General features: G+C 59.7%; 16 protein-coding genes. 15 read left to right on the top strand and 1 reads right to left on the bottom strand.

Annotated features, from left to right (window positions below; translation table 11 throughout):
• The first annotated feature begins 566 nt into the window (after positions 1–566).
• The 3 genes from MHM37_RS14285 (at position 567) to MHM37_RS14275 (ending at position 2,163) form a co-directional block, all read left to right on the top strand.
• Positions 567–977: a thiol-disulfide oxidoreductase DCC family protein gene (locus MHM37_RS14285; RefSeq protein ID WP_239297084.1), complete on the top strand. Its 411-nt coding sequence runs from the start codon at positions 567–569 to the stop codon at positions 975–977.
• A gap of 75 nt (positions 978–1,052) precedes the next feature.
• Positions 1,053–1,325, top strand: coding sequence for a hypothetical protein (locus tag MHM37_RS14280; protein ID WP_239297085.1), 273 nt, complete (start codon positions 1,053–1,055; stop codon positions 1,323–1,325).
• A gap of 148 nt (positions 1,326–1,473) precedes the next feature.
• The gene (locus MHM37_RS14275; protein WP_239297086.1) at positions 1,474–2,163 is read left to right on the top strand and encodes an NAD(P)H-binding protein; all 690 of its coding nucleotides are present in this window, start codon (positions 1,474–1,476) and stop codon (positions 2,161–2,163) included.
• Here the strand turns inward: MHM37_RS14275 and MHM37_RS14270 are convergent.
• The gene (locus MHM37_RS14270; protein WP_239297087.1) at positions 2,160–3,062 is read right to left on the bottom strand and encodes a LysR family transcriptional regulator; all 903 of its coding nucleotides are present in this window, start codon (positions 3,060–3,062) and stop codon (positions 2,160–2,162) included. The genes MHM37_RS14275 and MHM37_RS14270 overlap by 4 nt on opposite strands.
• Positions 3,063–3,217: 155 nt before the next feature.
• On the opposite strand from MHM37_RS14270, the gene leuC reads away from it, so the two are divergent.
• The 12 genes from leuC to MHM37_RS14210 all read left to right on the top strand — a co-directional run bounded on the left by leuC (position 3,218) and on the right by MHM37_RS14210 (position 16,934).
• A complete protein-coding gene (gene leuC, locus MHM37_RS14265) occupies positions 3,218–4,669 on the top strand; it encodes a 3-isopropylmalate dehydratase large subunit (protein ID WP_239297088.1) in 1,452 nt (483 codons plus the stop codon).
• 3 nt (positions 4,670–4,672) lie between these two features.
• Entirely contained in the window at positions 4,673–5,320 is a 648-nt protein-coding gene (gene leuD / locus MHM37_RS14260) for a 3-isopropylmalate dehydratase small subunit (protein ID WP_239297089.1), read from the top strand.
• 152 nt (positions 5,321–5,472) lie between these two features.
• Positions 5,473–6,549 (top strand): 3-isopropylmalate dehydrogenase, encoded by a 1,077-nt coding sequence (gene leuB / locus MHM37_RS14255; protein ID WP_239297091.1) that lies wholly within the window; start codon positions 5,473–5,475, stop codon positions 6,547–6,549.
• A gap of 142 nt (positions 6,550–6,691) precedes the next feature.
• A complete protein-coding gene (asd, locus tag MHM37_RS14250; RefSeq protein ID WP_219863542.1) occupies positions 6,692–7,804 on the top strand; it encodes an aspartate-semialdehyde dehydrogenase in 1,113 nt (370 codons plus the stop codon).
• Between the two features lie 254 nt (positions 7,805–8,058).
• Entirely contained in the window at positions 8,059–10,083 is a 2,025-nt protein-coding gene (locus tag MHM37_RS14245; RefSeq protein ID WP_239297092.1) for a FimV/HubP family polar landmark protein, read from the top strand.
• Positions 10,084–10,113: 30 nt separating this feature from the next.
• Positions 10,114–11,052: a tRNA pseudouridine(38-40) synthase TruA gene (truA, locus tag MHM37_RS14240; protein ID WP_239297093.1), complete on the top strand. Its 939-nt coding sequence runs from the start codon at positions 10,114–10,116 to the stop codon at positions 11,050–11,052.
• Entirely contained in the window at positions 11,049–11,684 is a 636-nt protein-coding gene (locus tag MHM37_RS14235) for a phosphoribosylanthranilate isomerase (RefSeq protein WP_239297094.1), read from the top strand. The genes truA and MHM37_RS14235 overlap by 4 nt, the downstream gene beginning before the upstream one ends.
• A gap of 99 nt (positions 11,685–11,783) precedes the next feature.
• Complete coding sequence (trpB, locus tag MHM37_RS14230; RefSeq protein ID WP_219863551.1) at positions 11,784–13,022, top strand: tryptophan synthase subunit beta; 1,239 nt, start codon at positions 11,784–11,786, stop codon at positions 13,020–13,022.
• Between the two features lie 8 nt (positions 13,023–13,030).
• Positions 13,031–13,834, top strand: a complete 804-nt coding sequence (gene trpA, locus MHM37_RS14225) for a tryptophan synthase subunit alpha (RefSeq protein WP_139528083.1) — start codon at positions 13,031–13,033, stop codon at positions 13,832–13,834.
• A 91-nt stretch (positions 13,835–13,925) separates the two neighbouring features.
• The gene (gene accD, locus MHM37_RS14220; protein ID WP_139528082.1) at positions 13,926–14,936 is read left to right on the top strand and encodes an acetyl-CoA carboxylase, carboxyltransferase subunit beta; all 1,011 of its coding nucleotides are present in this window, start codon (positions 13,926–13,928) and stop codon (positions 14,934–14,936) included.
• Entirely contained in the window at positions 14,929–16,221 is a 1,293-nt protein-coding gene (gene folC / locus MHM37_RS14215) for a bifunctional tetrahydrofolate synthase/dihydrofolate synthase (RefSeq protein WP_239297095.1), read from the top strand. Before accD ends, folC begins: the two co-directional genes overlap by 8 nt.
• Before the next feature lie 17 nt (positions 16,222–16,238).
• Positions 16,239–16,934 (top strand): SPOR domain-containing protein, encoded by a 696-nt coding sequence (locus MHM37_RS14210; protein WP_139528080.1) that lies wholly within the window; start codon positions 16,239–16,241, stop codon positions 16,932–16,934.

The raw sequence follows: 16,934 nt of genomic DNA, 5'->3' as shown, positions 1-16,934 counted from the left end.
GGCGGGAGCAGCTTCTTGAGGATGGCTTCCCGGCGCTCGTCGGAGTACTTCATCGGAACCTCGTCACGCCCCACATCGTTCAGAGTCTAACAGCCGCTGACACTCCAACTAGCTTGACAGTGGGGGCCTGTTACCGACATGCAACCCGTCATCTAAGAAGAACACAGCGGCTGTGATGTAGCCGCGTGTGCCGCTCTTGCCGGTATCAGCTATGCGCAGGCGAAGCGTGAGGCCATGCTATAGGCACAGAGGCCACAGATACCTCGCTATGGTCTGAGACTGCCCACGTTCGCAGACTTTTAAAAAAAGAGTTTGATATTTCCGTATCTTCACAGGAAGCACCATTCGAACCCTGGGAGAATCTGCACGACAAAACGTCGATGGCAATTAAAGGGCGGCTAGAGCAGGGTAGACCTTTCTATAATTGATTGTTTTTGTGCGAGAAAGCGGCGTGGCAACGGTTCTGGATTCAAAAAAAGCGTTGAAACTAACATTCGACGCGACTTTGGGCGTATCAAACCCAAGTGGTACATCACTGTGTATGATGCGCAAAAATGAGGAAGCCTATGAACAACCCTCATATCGTCATATTCGATGGTGTGTGCAACTTCTGTAACGGCGCAGTGCATTTCATCATCAACAGAGATCCAGAGAGTGTTTTTGCATTCACCCCAATGCAAAGCGAGGTGGCGCAGGAGCTAACGCAGCGCTACAACGTGCCCGATGTGGGAACGGATACTTTGGTGCTTATCAAAGAGGGTAAGTGTTACGTTCTTTCTGATGCTGCCCTTGAGATCGCCAAAGAGCTAAAAGGGCCGTGGCGGTTCTGTTATGCATTTAAGGTTGTGCCAAGGCCGATCAGAGATGCGGTTTATAAGTTATTCGCTCGGAATCGTTATACGCTTTTTGGTAAGAAAGATGTTTGCATGGTGCCGTCGGAGGAAGTGAAATCTCGGTTTTTGGGTACCCACATATAATCCAACGCGTCACGCGGATACATTTCCGGCACGCCATCAGGAAAGCGCTGTGATGTGCATGACAATGGGCGATCAATGTCAAAACAACATGACCACGGCGGCTCCATCGAATCCAGGCTCATCAGCCTATTCGTTTCGCTATTCTTTTCCGTGCCCACGGCTATCCTTCTGTGGGTGTGGGCCAACAGCCAACTGATGTATTGGGGTGGCTTTTTGAGCAGTCGCTACTTCTTCGGTTGTATCGTCACCTTTTCGGTGTTGGCATTGGTTTTCCCTCACCTGTTTCCCTCTATGCTGGGTAGTGTCTGGCGGGCGATGCGAGCCTTATGGCGTTGGTGGGGGTGGTAAGCGCTTGCATGCTATTTATCGATGTGGCGTGGCCTCGCGGGTGCCTCACTAATCGCTCGTTACCACGCGCTACCATTTCATTCGTTGCCTACTCGCGTCATTAAGTGGCTGAGTCTGTGGCACTCACACCATAAGGAAACGGTCACCCATGTCTACCGCTATCGTTCTTGGTGCCACCGGCGCCATTGGTCAGCACCTCGTGACTCAGCTTTCCCGGCGCAATGAGGTAAAGAGCGTCATCGTCATTACCCGCCGAGAGCTGGATGTTGCCCGTGAATTTCCCCACGCGATCGCCTCCAAGCTTCAGCCTGCGCTGCTGGATTTCGAACGGTTGGAAGCTGAGGTTGCCGAGCTGTTGCCCGCCGGGGCCGTGGCGTTTGTAGCGCTAGGCACCACGAAAAAGCAGGCAGGGAGTAAAGAGGCGTTTCGCCGAGTGGATCATGGATTGGTGCTGGCGTTTGCGCGGGCGTGTAAAACGGCAGAGGTGAGTAGGTTAGGCGTGGTGACGGCGCACGGGGCCAATGCGCGTTCTTCGGTGTTTTATAACCGTGTGAAAGGTGAGGTGGAGCAGGATATTCAGGCGCTGGGGTTGCCCTGCGTGTTTTTTGCTCGGCCTTCGCTGTTATTGGGGCGGCCAGAGGATGGGCGGTTGGCGGAGACGTGGGCGAGTGCGCTGTTAGCGCCAGCGTCGCGTTGGTTGCCGCGCTCGGTACGGCCGATCGAGGTGCGCGTGGTGGCGGCGGCGATGGTGGACTCGGCGTTGGGCTCAACCGACGGCCGCGCGTCGTTCGTGCTCTCGAATGCGGCCATGCACCAGGGTGAAAGCGCCCAGCGTTAATGCGTGTGGGCGGGTTGGCGGCTGTGCTCCAGCTCTTCGACCATTTTGCGCGCGGCATTGGAAAGGGTGCGGTTGGTGTGCACCAAATAGCCGAGCGGGCGGTGAATGGGCGCGGTGTCTACCGGTAGCGCCACCAGCTCGCTGTCGATCATGTTTTCCGGCAGCAGGCTCCAGCCAAGCCCGACGCTGCACATCATCTTGAGTGTTTCCAAATAGTTGGTGGACATGCTCACCGGCAGGGTCAGGCCTGCTTCTTCGAAGCGCCGTTCGATCAGCGTGCGGGTAAAGGTTTTGGCCCCCGGCAACACGCAGTTCACCTCACATAGCTCGGCCAGGCTCAGCGGTTTGCCATACACGCGACTGCGCTGGGCAAGCGGATGGTCGCTGGCGCACACGACGCACAGGCGGTCGCGCCATAGCTCCACGACGTGAAGCTGTTCGACAGGATGGGGGGCGAGGGTGACGATGGCCATTTCCAGGGTGCCGTCCAGCACGCCCTGATAGGCCAGTTCGGAGTCCACGAAGTGTAAATCGAGCGCCACTTCCGGGTGATGCTGGGTGTACTGCTTCAACAGCGGCGGCAGGCGGTGCAGGCCAATATGGTGGCTGGTGGCAAGCGTCAGTTTGCCGCCCACTTGGCCAGAGAGATTCGCCAGCGCCCGGCGGCTATCTTCCACGGTAAATAGGATGCGCTGGGCCTTGGGCAGCAGTACGTTGCCCGCTTCGGTGAGTGCGATGCGCCGTCCAATGCGGTCGAAAAGCCGAGTGCCCAGCAGGTCTTCCAGCGTGGCGATGCGCTTGCTGACGGCGGGCTGTGTGAGGTGGAGCTGTTCGGCAGCGCGGGAGAAGCTCTGGGTCTCCGCCACGGCGAGAAAGGCTTGCAGGCTTTGGGTATCCACGGCGGCTCCTGGTCATCTATTCCTGTTTGGAATCTAAAGTATGAATAACATGAATTGCTTTTATGCGCGAGTCGCGTAACACTCCTGGCATGTCATAGAAGCAGCACGCAGAGGCTGCCAACACGAACTAGCAGGGCACCGCCCAGGAGAGCCACATGTCAGGCCAAACGCTTTACGACAAACTCTGGAACCAGCATTTGGTGAAGCAGCGCGACGACGGTACGGCGCTGATCTATATCGACCGCCAACTGCTCCACGAAGTCACTTCGCCGCAAGCGTTCGAAGGCCTGCGTTTGGCCAACCGTAAGCCCTGGCGATTGGATGCCAACCTGGCCACGCCGGACCACAACGTGCCCACCACGGTGAAAGAGCGCGCTGAAGGCAACAGCGGTATCAAAGATCCGGTCTCGCTCATTCAGGTGCAAACCCTGGACGATAACTGCGTCGAGTACGGCATCGAAGAGTTCAAGATTAACGACCCGCGCCAGGGTATCGTGCACGTGGTGGGCCCTGAACAGGGGGCCACACTGCCGGGTATGACCGTGGTATGCGGTGACTCCCACACCGCTACCCACGGCGCGTTTGGCGCGTTGGCCCACGGTATCGGCACGTCGGAAGTTGAGCACGTCTTGGCGACTCAGTGCCTGCTGGCGCAGAAAATGAAGAATATGCAGGTGCGCGTCGAAGGCGAGCTGGGCCTGGGCGTCACCGCAAAAGACGTGGTGTTGGCGATCATCGGTAAGATCGGCACTGCTGGTGGCACAGGCTACGCTATCGAGTTTGCTGGCAGCGCCATCGAGTCGCTCTCCATGGAAGGCCGCATGACGGTGTGCAACATGGCGATTGAAGCAGGTGCTCGCGTGGGCCTGATCGCTGTGGACGACACCACCATCGACTATCTCGCCAAACGCCCCTTCGCGCCCACCGCCGAGCAGTGGGAAGCCGCCGTGGCCGATTGGCGCAACCTGGTGTCGGATGCCGATGCCCATTTCGATAAAGTAGTCACGCTGAAAGCCGAAGAGATCGAACCGCAGGTGAGCTGGGGCACCAGCCCGGAAATGGTCACCGGAATCTCAGGCCAGGTACCCGATCCGCAAGCCGCTCTGGATGAAACCGTTCAGCGCAGTCACGCACGCGCGTTGGAGTACATGGGCCTGAAGGCGAACCAGAAGATCACCGATATCAAACTGGATAAAGTCTTCATCGGCTCCTGCACTAACTCGCGCATCGAAGACCTGCGCGAAGCCGCCAAAGTGGCGAAGGGCAACAAGGTGGCCGATTCCATCAAGCTGGCCATGGTGGTGCCGGGCTCTGGCTTGGTGAAGCGCCAAGCGGAAGCGGAAGGTCTGGATAAGATCTTCATCGATGCAGGCTTCGAGTGGCGCGAGCCGGGCTGCTCCATGTGCTTGGCCATGAACGCCGATAAGCTGGGCGCGGGCGAGCACTGTGCGTCCACCTCCAACCGTAACTTCGAGGGACGCCAGGGGTACGGCGGTCGTACTCACTTGGTCAGCCCTGCCATGGCAGCGGCTGCCGCCATTGCCGGTCACTTCGTCGACGTACGCACCTTGCCCGCCAACGACGCCACCCACGCGCAGGAGGCCTAAGCCATGAAAAAGTTCGAACGTTTTGAAGGCGTGGTCGCGCCGTTGGATCGCGCTAATGTCGATACCGACCTGATCATTCCCAAGCAGTTTTTGAAGTCCATCAAGCGCACCGGCTTTGGCGTTAACTTGTTTGACGAGCTGCGCTATTTGGATGAAGGCCAGCCGGGGCAAGACTGCTCCAAGCGCCCGCTGAATCCGGATTTCGTTTTGAACCAGCCGCGTTACCAGGGCGCTGAGGTACTGCTGGCGCGGCGTAACTTCGGTTGCGGTAGTTCCCGCGAACACGCCCCTTGGGCGCTGGAAGATTTCGGCTTCAAGGTAGTGGTTGCCCCCAGCTTTGCCGATATCTTCTACAACAACGCCTTCAAGAACGGCATTCTGCTGATCACCCTGGCGGAAGAAGAAGTGGATCGCCTGTTTGCTGAAGTGGAGGCTAACGAAGGCTATCAGTTAGATATCGACCTTGAGCATCAGCGGGTGATTACGCCCAGCGGCGAAATTCTGGAGTTTGAGGTAGACGCGTTCCGCAAGCACTGTTTGCTCAACGGCTTGGACGATATCGGCATCACTCTGCAAGACGAAGACGCCATTCGCAGCTTCGAAGCTCAGCACCGCCAGCAGCGCCCGTGGCTGTTCCGCCAGCCAGCTTAGCGTCCACTCACCGAGTAATGGCAAGGGCAAGTCTATGCGAGGGTCTTTTGCCATGGATGGCAAAAGTAGCGCCCAGGGAGGGCTTCACAGCGCCCTCGCAGAGAGTTGCCATGGGCTATGAATATCTAAATTATAAGTGCTAAGGATAGAGCATGACTTATAAAGTGTTACTGCTGCCCGGTGACGGCATCGGCCCGGAAATCGCAGCCCAGGCGGCGCGGTTGTTGGAAGCCTGTCAAGAGGCGGGCTTGGATATCGAGGTAGAAGAGGGCTTGGTGGGCGGTTCCGCTTACGATGTCCACGGCGAGCCGCTGCCCGCCGAAACACTGGAAAAAGCCAAAGCTGCCAGCGCCATTCTGCTGGGTGCGGTGGGTGGCCCCAAGTGGGATAAACTCGAAGACCTTTCCAAACGCCCTGAAAAAGGCCTGCTGGGGCTGCGTAAGAATCTCGGTCTGTTCGGCAACCTTCGCCCGGCCATGCTCTACCCGCAGCTAGCCAGCGCTTCCAGCCTGAAGCCGGAGCTGGTGGCGGGCTTGGATATCATGATCGTGCGGGAACTGACCGGCGGCATATACTTCGGGCAGCCGCGCGGTATCGAAGAGCGCAACGGTGAGCGTGTTGGCTTCAACACCTACGTCTACTCCGAAAGCGAGATCGAGCGTATTGGTCGCGTCGCGTTCGAGATGGCACAGAAGCGCGGCAAGAAGCTCTGCTCGGTGGACAAGGCCAACGTGCTGGAAGTGACGATTCTGTGGCGTGAGGTCATGGAGCGGCTGGCGCCGGAGTACCCGGACGTCGAGCTGTCCCACATGTACGTGGACAACGCCGCCATGCAGCTGGTTCGCGCGCCGAAGCAGTTCGATGTGGTGGTGACCGGCAACATGTTCGGCGACATTCTCTCCGATGCCGCTGCCATGCTGACAGGCTCCATTGGCATGCTGCCGTCTGCCTCGCTCAACGAGAGCGGGCAGGGCATGTACGAACCGTGCCATGGCAGCGCGCCGGACATCGCGGGCCAAAACATCGCCAACCCGCTGGCCATGATGCTCTCCGTGGCGATGATGCTGCGTTACTCGCTCAATGAAACGGCGATGGCCGAGCGTATCGAAGCCGCCGTCGGTAGCGTGTTGGACGACGGCTTGCGCACTGCCGATATCGCCTCTGAAGGCATGAAGCGCGTCTCGACGGTCGAGATGGGTGACGCAGTACTCGCGGCGTTCGAGCGTTAACTAGCATAAAGCGAGCTTGCTAACTAATTGATTCGCCTCGTTGCTTTGTAAACAGACCGCGTCGGCCGCCCTTAGGGGTGGCCGACGTCGTGTCTGATATGTGTGTATAATATAGGTCTCATTCTTTGTTGGAGGACTTCACATGTTGAAAGTCGGTTTCGTGGGATGGCGTGGCATGGTTGGCTCGGTGCTGATGCAGCGCATGCAGGAAGAGGGTGATTTCAACGGCATCGAGCCGATCTTTTTCACCACTTCTCAAGTCGGCCAGCCGGGTCCCGATATCGGCGTGGACGTGCCTCCGCTGAAAGATGCGTTTGCGCTGGACGACTTGAAAGCTCTGGACGTCATCGTGACCTGCCAAGGCGGTGACTACACCAAGAAAGTCTACGGCGACCTGCGTAACGACGGCTGGAAAGGCTACTGGATCGATGCCGCCAGCACCCTGCGGATGGACGATGACGCCACTATTGTTCTCGACCCGGTGAACCGCAACGTCATCGACGACCAGCTTGCCAAAGGTGCAAAAACCTTCGTTGGTGGTAACTGCACCGTGAGCCTGATGCTCATGGGGTTGGGCGGTCTGTTCGAAGCCGATATGGTCGAGTGGATGACCTCCATGACCTATCAGGCGGCGTCAGGCTCCGGTGCCAAGCACATGCGCGAGCTGCTCAACCAGATGGGCCAACTGCGTGACAGCGTTTCCAGCGAGCTGGCCGACCCGGCGAGCGCGATTCTGGACATCGACCGCAAAGTGACCGCTGCCATGCGCGGTGGCGACTTCCCCACCGACAACTTTGCTGCGCCGCTGGCAGGCAGCCTGCTACCGTGGATCGATACCAAGCTGGATAACGGCCAAAGCCGCGAAGAGTGGAAGGGTAGCGTCGAGACCAACAAGATCCTGGGTCTCGACAACAACCCGATCCCCATCGATGGTCTTTGCGTGCGTATCGGTGCCATGCGCTCGCACAGCCAGGCGTTCACCATCAAGCTGAAGCAGGATGTGCCGCTGGATGAGATCGAAGAGCGCATCGCCAAGCATAACGAGTGGGTCAAGCTTATCCCCAACGAGAAAGACGCCACCATTGCGGGCCTGACGCCTGCGGCGGCGACGGGTACGCTGCAAGTGCCGGTTGGTCGTTTACGCAAGCTGAAAATGGGCGGTGAATACCTCTCTGCCTTCAGTGTGGGTGACCAGCTGCTGTGGGGCGCTGCTGAACCGCTCAAGCGCATGCTGAAAATTTTGCGCGAGCAGTAAGTGTCCGCGAAACGGCGCTGCACTTGCATCGCTACAAAGCGCTAGACCACAAGAGGGAAGCTGTTCGCAGCTTCCCTTTTTTTGTCGTATGCCGCGTTCTCACTTGTGGGCTCATAAAAACGGCTTATGCAAAAAGGTGCGTTGAACCTAGCGTCATGGTAAATACGTTATGATAAGAACGAACTAACATAGCTCGTGGCGAACAGGCATGACGCTTGCCAGGAGCCAGGGAATGGAAGGCAGTAGGGGCCGAGATGAACAAAAAGCTGGCATGGTTGTTGTGGCTGCCGCTGAGCGCCGTGAGTCCGTTGGCTTTGGCCGTAGGGCTGGGGCAAGCCACCGTAAACTCAACGCTGCAGGCGCCGTTAGATGCCAGCGTGCCGCTCGTGAATGCCAGCGATGTGGTATTGGACGACGTACGCGTCGAGATAGCCGATGCCTCCGCTTTCCGCGCGCTAGGTTTGGAGTGGTCCCCGCTTGCGGCCAGCGTGCGCACCGAGCTTCAGCGCCTGCCTTCAGGCGCTCGGCTGGTACTGCGTTCCGATCAAGCGGTGAATGAGCCGTGGTTGGATCTGCTGGTCACCCTCATTACGCCCGAAGGGCGGCGCACGGAAGCCCTGACGCTTCTCTTCGATCCGCCTAACTATACTGCCAGCACCGCGTCCGCAGCGGGAGCATCGTCGGCAGTCTCATCGGCACCTGCGTCTGCGCCGCCATCCGTAGCCGCTTCTCGACCCAGCAACGCCGCCCGTGACATCGCCTATGTGGCCAGCGGTGACACGCTTTGGGGCGTGGCGGCCCGTATCAAGCCTGCAGACGTTAGCGTCCAACAGATGATGGTGGCGCTGGTGGATGCGAATCCGACGGCATTCCCCACCGGCAACGTCGACGACATGCGTGCAGGCCAGACACTCAACGTGCCGAGTCGAGAGCAATTGATGGCTCGCTCGCCTGCCCAGGCCGCGCAAGCGATTCAATCGATGCGTCAGTCGTCTTCCGAGCCCTCTACCGTGCCGCCCTCAAACAATGCCCCGGCCTCCGAGCCGTCGGCTGAGACGGCAAGCGAGGTGGCGGCCTCATCCGCTCCCAACACTGAATCGGCCGACAGCGCACCTGTGGCGACCGTGCAAGAGGGCGAGCTGGCGGGCTTGACCCTCAACGATCTAGCCGAGCAACTGCTCGAAAGCCAGGCCATGTTGCAAACTCTGCTCGATGAGCGTGAAGCCATGCGTGCTGAGATGGCCGCGCTGCGCCAGGAGGTTGCCTCGTTGACGGAGGCGCTGAGTGCCTCTCAACAAGAGACTCGTCGAGCGCTGGCGGCGGCCGAAGCGCGTGGAGCGCAGCCTAGCTCGCGCGATATTCAAGCGGTCTCGCCTCCCGTTGCTGCGGATACGCCCGCGGGCGCTTCTGCCAGCCCCAGTATCATCGAGCGGATGGAGCAATATCAGTGGCCGCTAGCCAGCGTGGCCTTGGCCCTGCTGCTGGGCGCGCTGATTTGGTCACGTAAGCGCCGTGAGCGGCAATGGGAGGATGCGCCCGCTCCCATGGGTATCAACGCCGATGTCACGCCCTCCAAGCGTACCGAGCCAGGGATGGCTTCTTCGGACAACGCGGCCCCGATGGCGTCGTCAGTGCCGCCCGAGGCTTCCCTCTATACGCCGCCGCGCACCGACTCCGCCGTGCCGTCGAGCCACGCTGGATCAGCAGCGTCGGAGGAAACGGGCGGGCCTGACGAGCGCGTCGCAACCGATGACGATGGACACGGTCATGACGCTGGCGAACGGGCGCCTGACCATTTGGAGCATGGGGATTTTGAGCCTCAGCCTCGTGAGCCGAGCGACCATGAGCCGTTATACCGCGAGCCGTCCTACCCTGAGACAAGTTATGACGAGGCTATCACTGGCGACGAGCGCGACGAATTACGATATGCGGCTGATCAGTATGATGACGCCCCTCTCACGGCAGTGTCCGAGGAGGATGAGGCCGCGCTGGAAGCCGCTTTCCTAGACGCCCCAGAGCCTGTCGATCAGATGGCGTCTGATGCGCCCACGCAAGAGACCGGTGAGCCACCGTTACAGGACGAGGATCGTGCGCACTACATCGATTACCATCCGCCATCACTGACCCGCGATGCATCAGGCGGCGAGGAAGGGGCAGACGACCAAGCAGGCGCGAGGTCGTCGCAAGAGAGCCGCGTGGCGCAGCCCACCCGTGTGCCGGAAGAGGATTGGGACATCGAAGAGGTGGCATTCGAGCCGCGACGTCGGGATAATAGCTAACCTTCAATACTCTCCAAATGACGTGGCTCGATGACGCTGTTCTACCACTTTGATGAGACACAACCGCTAGCGGGCCGCTTGGCGATGGGCGTCGAGTACGATGGCTCTCGATTTTGCGGCTTTCAGCGGCTCAAGCACGCGGCCTCCGTTCAGCAGGCCATCGAGGATGCGCTGGCCAAAGTGGCCGGTGCACCGGTGCATATTTACGCCAGTGGGCGTACCGACTCCGGCGTTCATGCCACCCGGCAAGTCATCCACTTCGATCCCCCGGCCCAGCGCACCGAGAAAGCGTGGATTTTTGGCGCCAACACCAATCTACCCAGGGATGTGGCAGTACGCTGGGTGAAGCCGGTATCCGATGACTTCCACTCCCGTCTGGGCGCGCTGGCGCGTCGCTATCGCTATATTTTCTTGAACCAAATCAGTCGCCCCGTGCTAGAGCGTGCCAACGTCACCTGGTGCCGTGACCCGCTGGATGCCGATGCAATGCACCGTGCGGCCCAAGCGTTGGTGGGTGAACACGACTTCAGCAGCTTTCGCGCCGCCGGGTGTCAATCGAAAACCCCTTGGCGGCAGATGCACTTCGTGGAAGTGAAGCGCTACGGCCCGCTGGTGGTGATCGACATTCAAGGCAATGCCTTTTTGCATCATATGATTCGCAACATTGCCGGTGCCCTGGCAAGCGTGGGCCGCGGCGCCCAGGACGAAGGCCATATTGCGCGCCTACTGGCGCTGAAAAACCGCCGCCAGGGGGATGTGACGGCGCCTGCTTGCGGCCTGCATTTCGTCGACTCCATCTATGACGAGCGTTTCGAGCTGCCCAAAGAGCCGGTCGGGCCGAACCTGTTGGCCTTCACCGGCGAGTGGACCGGCGAGCGGGTGCTGCCCGACAGCCCTCGTGTTGCCGCACGTCGGCGGCTCACGTTCTCCAAACAGGCCCATCCGCAGCATCAGGAGACATCTTCATGACGCTTAGCGTAACGCGCACGCGCATCAAGTTCTGTGGGTTGACGCGTCCGGCGGATATCGACCGGGCGGTGGCGCTTGGTGTCGATGCGCTGGGCTTCGTCATGTGGCCGCAAAGCCGCCGGAGCGTCACGCCAGAAACGCTGAAGACGCTGGCGGCGCAGGTGCCTGCCTTCGTAACGCGGGTCGGGCTTTTTGTCGATCAGTCCGCAGAGTTCATCGAGCAGTGCCTGCCGCACTTGGATTTGATCCAGTTCCATGGGGAGGAGTCGGCGGCGTTCTGCGAGCAGTTTGGTCGGCCTTGGATCAAAGCGTTACGCATGCGCGACGGGCTTGATTTACACGACGCCGCGACGATCTATGGCGGTGCCCAAGCGCTGCTGTTGGATGCCTATCGACCCGGTGTGCCAGGTGGAACTGGTGAGACCTTCGATTGGTCTAGAATCCCCGCAACCCTGGCAAAACCTGTTATTCTCGCGGGTGGACTGACCGCCGATAACATTGCCAGGGCGGTCAACGATGTGGCGCCGTATGCGGTCGATGTGTCGGGCGGTATCGAAGCATCTCCCGGCGTGAAAGAGGCCGAGTCGATGGCCGCTTTCGTTCGCCATGTGGCGCAGGCTGACATCCGCTAAACGTGCTTGCGCGCACGCACTTTTCGATGCGCTTCCCACCGGTCGTGGGCGAGCCAGACACCATTCATTCATTTGCCTTTTCTGGCGATCTCGTGAGGTATGCCTGTGACTGTCTCAGCAACAGAAACCAAGTTCAGCGACCTGACCCGAATGCCGGATGCCCGTGGTCATTTTGGCCCCTACGGCGGCCGGTTCGTGTCAGAAACCCTTAGCTTTGCTCTTGAAGAACTGGAGCAGATCTACCTCAGCCTGCGCGACGACCCGGATTTTCAAGCCGAATTCGATCGTGACTTAGCTTACTACGTGGGCCGTCCGTCGCCGCTGTATCATGCCAAGCGCTGGTCTGACTCGCTGGGCGGGGCACAGATTTGGTTGAAACGTGAAGACCTCAATCACACCGGTGCTCACAAGGTGAACAACACCATCGGTCAGGCGCTGCTGGCGAAAAAAACCGGCAAGCCTCGGGTGATTGCTGAAACCGGCGCTGGCCAGCACGGCGTGGCGACAGCCACCGTCGCCGCCCGACTCGGGTTGGAGTGTGACGTGTACATGGGGGCGGAAGACGTGCAGCGTCAAAAGCTCAATGTTTACCGCATGCGCTTGCTGGGTGCCCGTGTCATTCCGGTGGAGTCGGGCACGCGGACGCTAAAAGACGCCATGAACGAAGCCCTGCGCGACTGGGTCACCAACGTTGATAACACCTTCTACATCATCGGCACCGTGGCGGGCCCGCACCCATACCCGCAGCTGGTGCGCGACTTCAATGCCGTGGTAGGTCGCGAAGCTCGCCGTCAGTCGCTGGAACAGATTGGCCGTTTGCCGGATGCGCTGATCGCCTGTGTCGGGGGTGGTTCCAACGCGCTAGGGCTGTTCTACCCGTTCGTCGAGGATGACGCCGTGGCGATGTATGGCGTGGAGGCCGGAGGCGATGGGGTCGAGACGGGCCGTCACGCTGCACCGCTATCCTCGAATGCGCCACGCGGCGTGCTGCACGGTAACCGAACCTATCTGATGTCCGACGAGGGCGGGCAGGTGTCGGACACGCACTCCATTTCGGCGGGCCTGGATTATCCCGGCGTTGGCCCCGAGCACTCGCTGTGGAAAGACGTCGGCCGGGTCAACTACGTGGCTGCGAACGACAAAGAAGTGCTGGAAGCGTTCCGCGAGCTGACCCACATGGAGGGCATCATGCCCGCGCTGGAATCGGCCCATGCGTTGGCCCATGCCAAGGTGCTGGCGCCCACCATGCGCCCAGACCAGCATATCGTGGTGAATCTCTCGGGTCGCGGTGATAAAGACATCATGACCGTGGCGAAAATCGACGGCATCGAGTTTTAAGGGCGAGCATGAATCGTATTGACCAGCGTTTTGCAGAGTTGAAACAGCAGGGCCGTAAAGCCCTCATTCCCTACATCACCGCAGGCGACCCTGCACCGCAATACACCGTGGGCTTCATGCATGCCCTGGTGGAAGCAGGGGCCGATGTGATCGAGCTGGGCGTGCCGTTTTCCGACCCCATGGCCGATGGGCCAGTGATTCAGAAAGCCTGCGAGCGGGCGCTCAAACAGGGCACTCGCTTGGTGGACCTGCTGGAGATGGTGGCCGAGTTTCGTCAAACCGATACCACGACCCCCATCGTCTTGATGGGGTATCTGAATCCCATCGAGCGCATCGGTTATGACGTGTTTGCTGACAAAGCGGCAAGCGTCGGTGTGGATGGCGTCCTGGTGGTGGATATGCCGCCCGAAGAGGCCGACGAGTTCGGCCCGCTGTTGAAAGCACGTGACTTGGCGGCGATTTTCTTGGTTGCGCCTACCACTTCCCATGCCCGTGCCGCTACAATATGCGCCCACGGTGAGGGCTACCTTTATTATGTTTCGCTGAAAGGCGTCACCGGTGCGGCTACGTTGAACGCTGAAGACGTGGCCGAGCACCTTGCACCATTGCGCGATATGACCGATCTACCGCTTTGCGTCGGGTTTGGTATTCGCGATGGTGTGACGGCTGCCGAAGTGGCAAAAGTCGCCGACGGCGTCATCGTAGGCAGTGCATTGGTAAACCGTATTGCCGATAGCGTCGATGCGCCTGAAACGATTGCCGGGCAATTGAAAAGCGTGCTAGCAGACATGCGCACCGCCATGGACGCCTAAGCGCGTTCCTCATCGTCTACACTGAATCGATTGACGACACTCATCAGGCTTGGCGTGGCCAAGCCTTGACGTACACGGAAGCCTTTTTGATATGAGCTGGTTAGACAAGATCGTGCCCTCCATGGGGCGTATCCAGCGTAAAGACCGTCGTGCCAGCGTGCCCGACGGCCTCTGGCGTAAATGTCCCAAGTGTGAAGCGGTTCTCTACCTACCTGAGCTAGAGAAGCATCACAGCGTCTGCCCCAAGTGTGAGCACCACCTACGCTTGACGGCACGCAAACGCTTGGACTGGTTCCTGGATAAACAGGGGCGCGAAGAGATCGCGGCAGAGATCGAGCCGAACGACCGCCTGAAATTCCGCGATTCCAAGAAGTACAAAGACCGTCTGACCGCTGCGCAAAAAGAGACCGGCGAGAAAGATGCGCTGGTCGCGATGCGCGGCGAGCTGGAAGGTTTGCCGATCGTTGCCGTGGCATTCGAGTTCACTTTCATGGGCGGCTCCATGGGTGCCGTAGTGGGCGAGAAATTCGTTCGCGCGGCGACCATCGCCCTCGAAGAGGGCATTCCACTGGTCTGCTTTGCCGCATCGGGCGGTGCACGGATGCAAGAAGCGTTGTTCTCGCTGATGCAGATGGCAAAAACGTCGGCAGCCCTCGAGAAGCTCAAGCAGGCGGGCGTTCCCTATATTTCGGTATTGACCGATCCTGTATTTGGCGGCGTATCGGCCTCTTTGGCGATGCTGGGCGACTTGAACATCGCCGAGCCGAATGCACTGATCGGTTTTGCGGGCCCCCGAGTGATCGAACAGACCGTACGAGAGACGTTGCCGGAAGGCTTCCAGCGCAGCGAATTCTTGCTGGAGCACGGTACGGTCGACATGATCGTTCACCGCCACGACATGCGCGCACGGGTAGGCGGCGTACTGCGTAAGCTCACGCATCAAAGCGCTCGCCCGGTAAACGATGAATCGTCAGACGCCGAGGTGGTAGAGCCGGTCGTGAATGAAGAGCAGTTGGCCGATGCCGCTGAAGCACCTGCCAAAAGCACGGGTAATGCAGAGGCGCGTCCTGCATCGAGCGATGACGCGTCACGCAATGCCTAATACGTTAGCGGAGTGGCTTGATTACCTGGAATCCCTGCATCCCGTTGGGATCGATATGGGGCTTGAGCGGGTGTCGCTGGTCGCCGAACGTATGGGGCTGTTGGATTGCCCCATCGCCAAGCGAACCATCACCGTGGCAGGCACCAACGGCAAGGGGTCGACGCTGGCCATGATCGATGCGCTGGCACGTGGACACGGCTTGCGTACGGGTACTTATACCTCTCCCCATCTATTACGTTACAACGAGCGCGTGACCGTCGACGGTCGTGAAGCCAGCGATAAACGCTTGGTCGAGGGTTTTCAGCAGGTTGAAGCCGCGCGTCTTCAAGCGCCTGCCGTCAGCCTGACCTATTTCGAAGCTGGCACGCTTTGCGCGCTATGGTGTTTGGCACAGGCCGATTTGGACTTGGCCGTGCTGGAAGTTGGCTTGGGTGGACGTTTGGATGCGGTGAACATCATCGATGCAGACGTGGCAATCGTTACGACCATTGCGCTGGATCACGCCAACTTTCTCGGCACGGATATCGAGCAAATTGGCCGCGAAAAGGCCGGGATCTTTCGGCCGCTCAAACCCGCAGTGCTGGGTAGTCAGTCTCTGCCCGCAAGCGTGCTCGACTCGGCGATTGCCATCGCTGCTCAAAGCTACGTATTAGGGGCGGCGTTTAGCCATAGCGCAGGTGACGTTGCTGGGGCGCCCTGGTGTTGGCACGGTTTGGCCACCGATGGTGGGACGCTTTCGTTGGACGGTCTGCCGGATCCTGGGCTTCCGATCGACAATGCAGCCACGGCACTGCAGGCGTTGACACTGGCGGGGGTCACGCTGCACGTCGATACCGTACGCAAAGCGCTCCGGACGGTCACGCTGTCTGGGCGGATGCAGTGGGTAGGGCAGTGGTGTTTGGATGTGGGCCATAATCCTCACGCCGCTCAGTACGTTGCTCGCCGCTTACCGTCACCCCCTAAGCGCGGCCGCCAGTGGGCCCTGATTGGCATGCTGAACGATAAGGATGCCGACGGGGTCATCCAAGCGCTGTTACCCCGAGTGACCGATTGGGTGTGTGTGACTCTTGCCGGGGAGCGTGGCCGCACGGCGGCGGAGTTAGCCGAACGTATTACGTCGCTGGGCGGACACGTGTATGATTGCGCCGACTCCCCCGCGGCGGGAGCTGCCAAGCTTGCCAAGCAGCTCGCCCCAGAAGACCGCGTGCTAGCCACTGGCTCTTTCTTCACGGTGGCTGAGTTATTGGCCATGCCGCTGCCGCAAGCCATGCTGTCAGCGCGTTAAGCTCGATGGAGAGGGATATGAAATACGGTAAAACGGAACGCATTAGTGGCATCGTGATACTGCTGGCGCTACTGGCGATTGTCGTCCCTTGGTTGATGAGTGACCCTGCCCCTCGGGAAGAGCGCCCTCAGCCGACCTTCGTCATCGAGCAGCCCGTGGACGTCGCTCGCCAAGAGGTACCCGCACCACAAATGCCCGAATCCATCGCGACGCCCGCTCCCTCCGAACCCGTTGAAACGGATGAAGCGCTCGAAGAGCCCATTGACGAGATGCCTCGTGCACCGCAAACCGATCAAGTCGTTCGCGCCGAAACCTCGTCGACGAATCCGGGGACGTCCGAACCGGCGTCCTCTTCATCAGCGCCAGAACCAGCCTCTCCACCGCAAGAGGATCCGATCGCCGCTTTGGTGGCTGCCAACGAGAGCCGAAATAGCAGCAACGGTAACACCCGTAGCGCTTCTTCGGGCCCGGCTGCCCAGCAGCAGGGTGAGTGGGCCGTTCAGGTGGGTAGTTTTGGTGATACCGCGAACGCGCAACGTATTAGTGATCAGCTCAGTGGGGAAGGCTTTCGTGTCTTTCAGCGCGCGCGTGACAATAACCTGACCACGGTTCTCGTTGGTCCTTACGCCACCTCCGAAGATGGTGAAGAAGCCATGGCGCTCATCAAGCAGCGAATCAATGTTCAAGGTTTGCTCGTGCGAGTAAGAGATTGA

It is taken from the genome of Halomonas sp. MMH1-48, assembly GCF_022348105.1.
GTDB lineage: Bacteria > Pseudomonadota > Gammaproteobacteria > Pseudomonadales > Halomonadaceae > Vreelandella > Vreelandella piezotolerans.
This window is presented reverse-complemented; position numbering and strand designations above follow the sequence as displayed.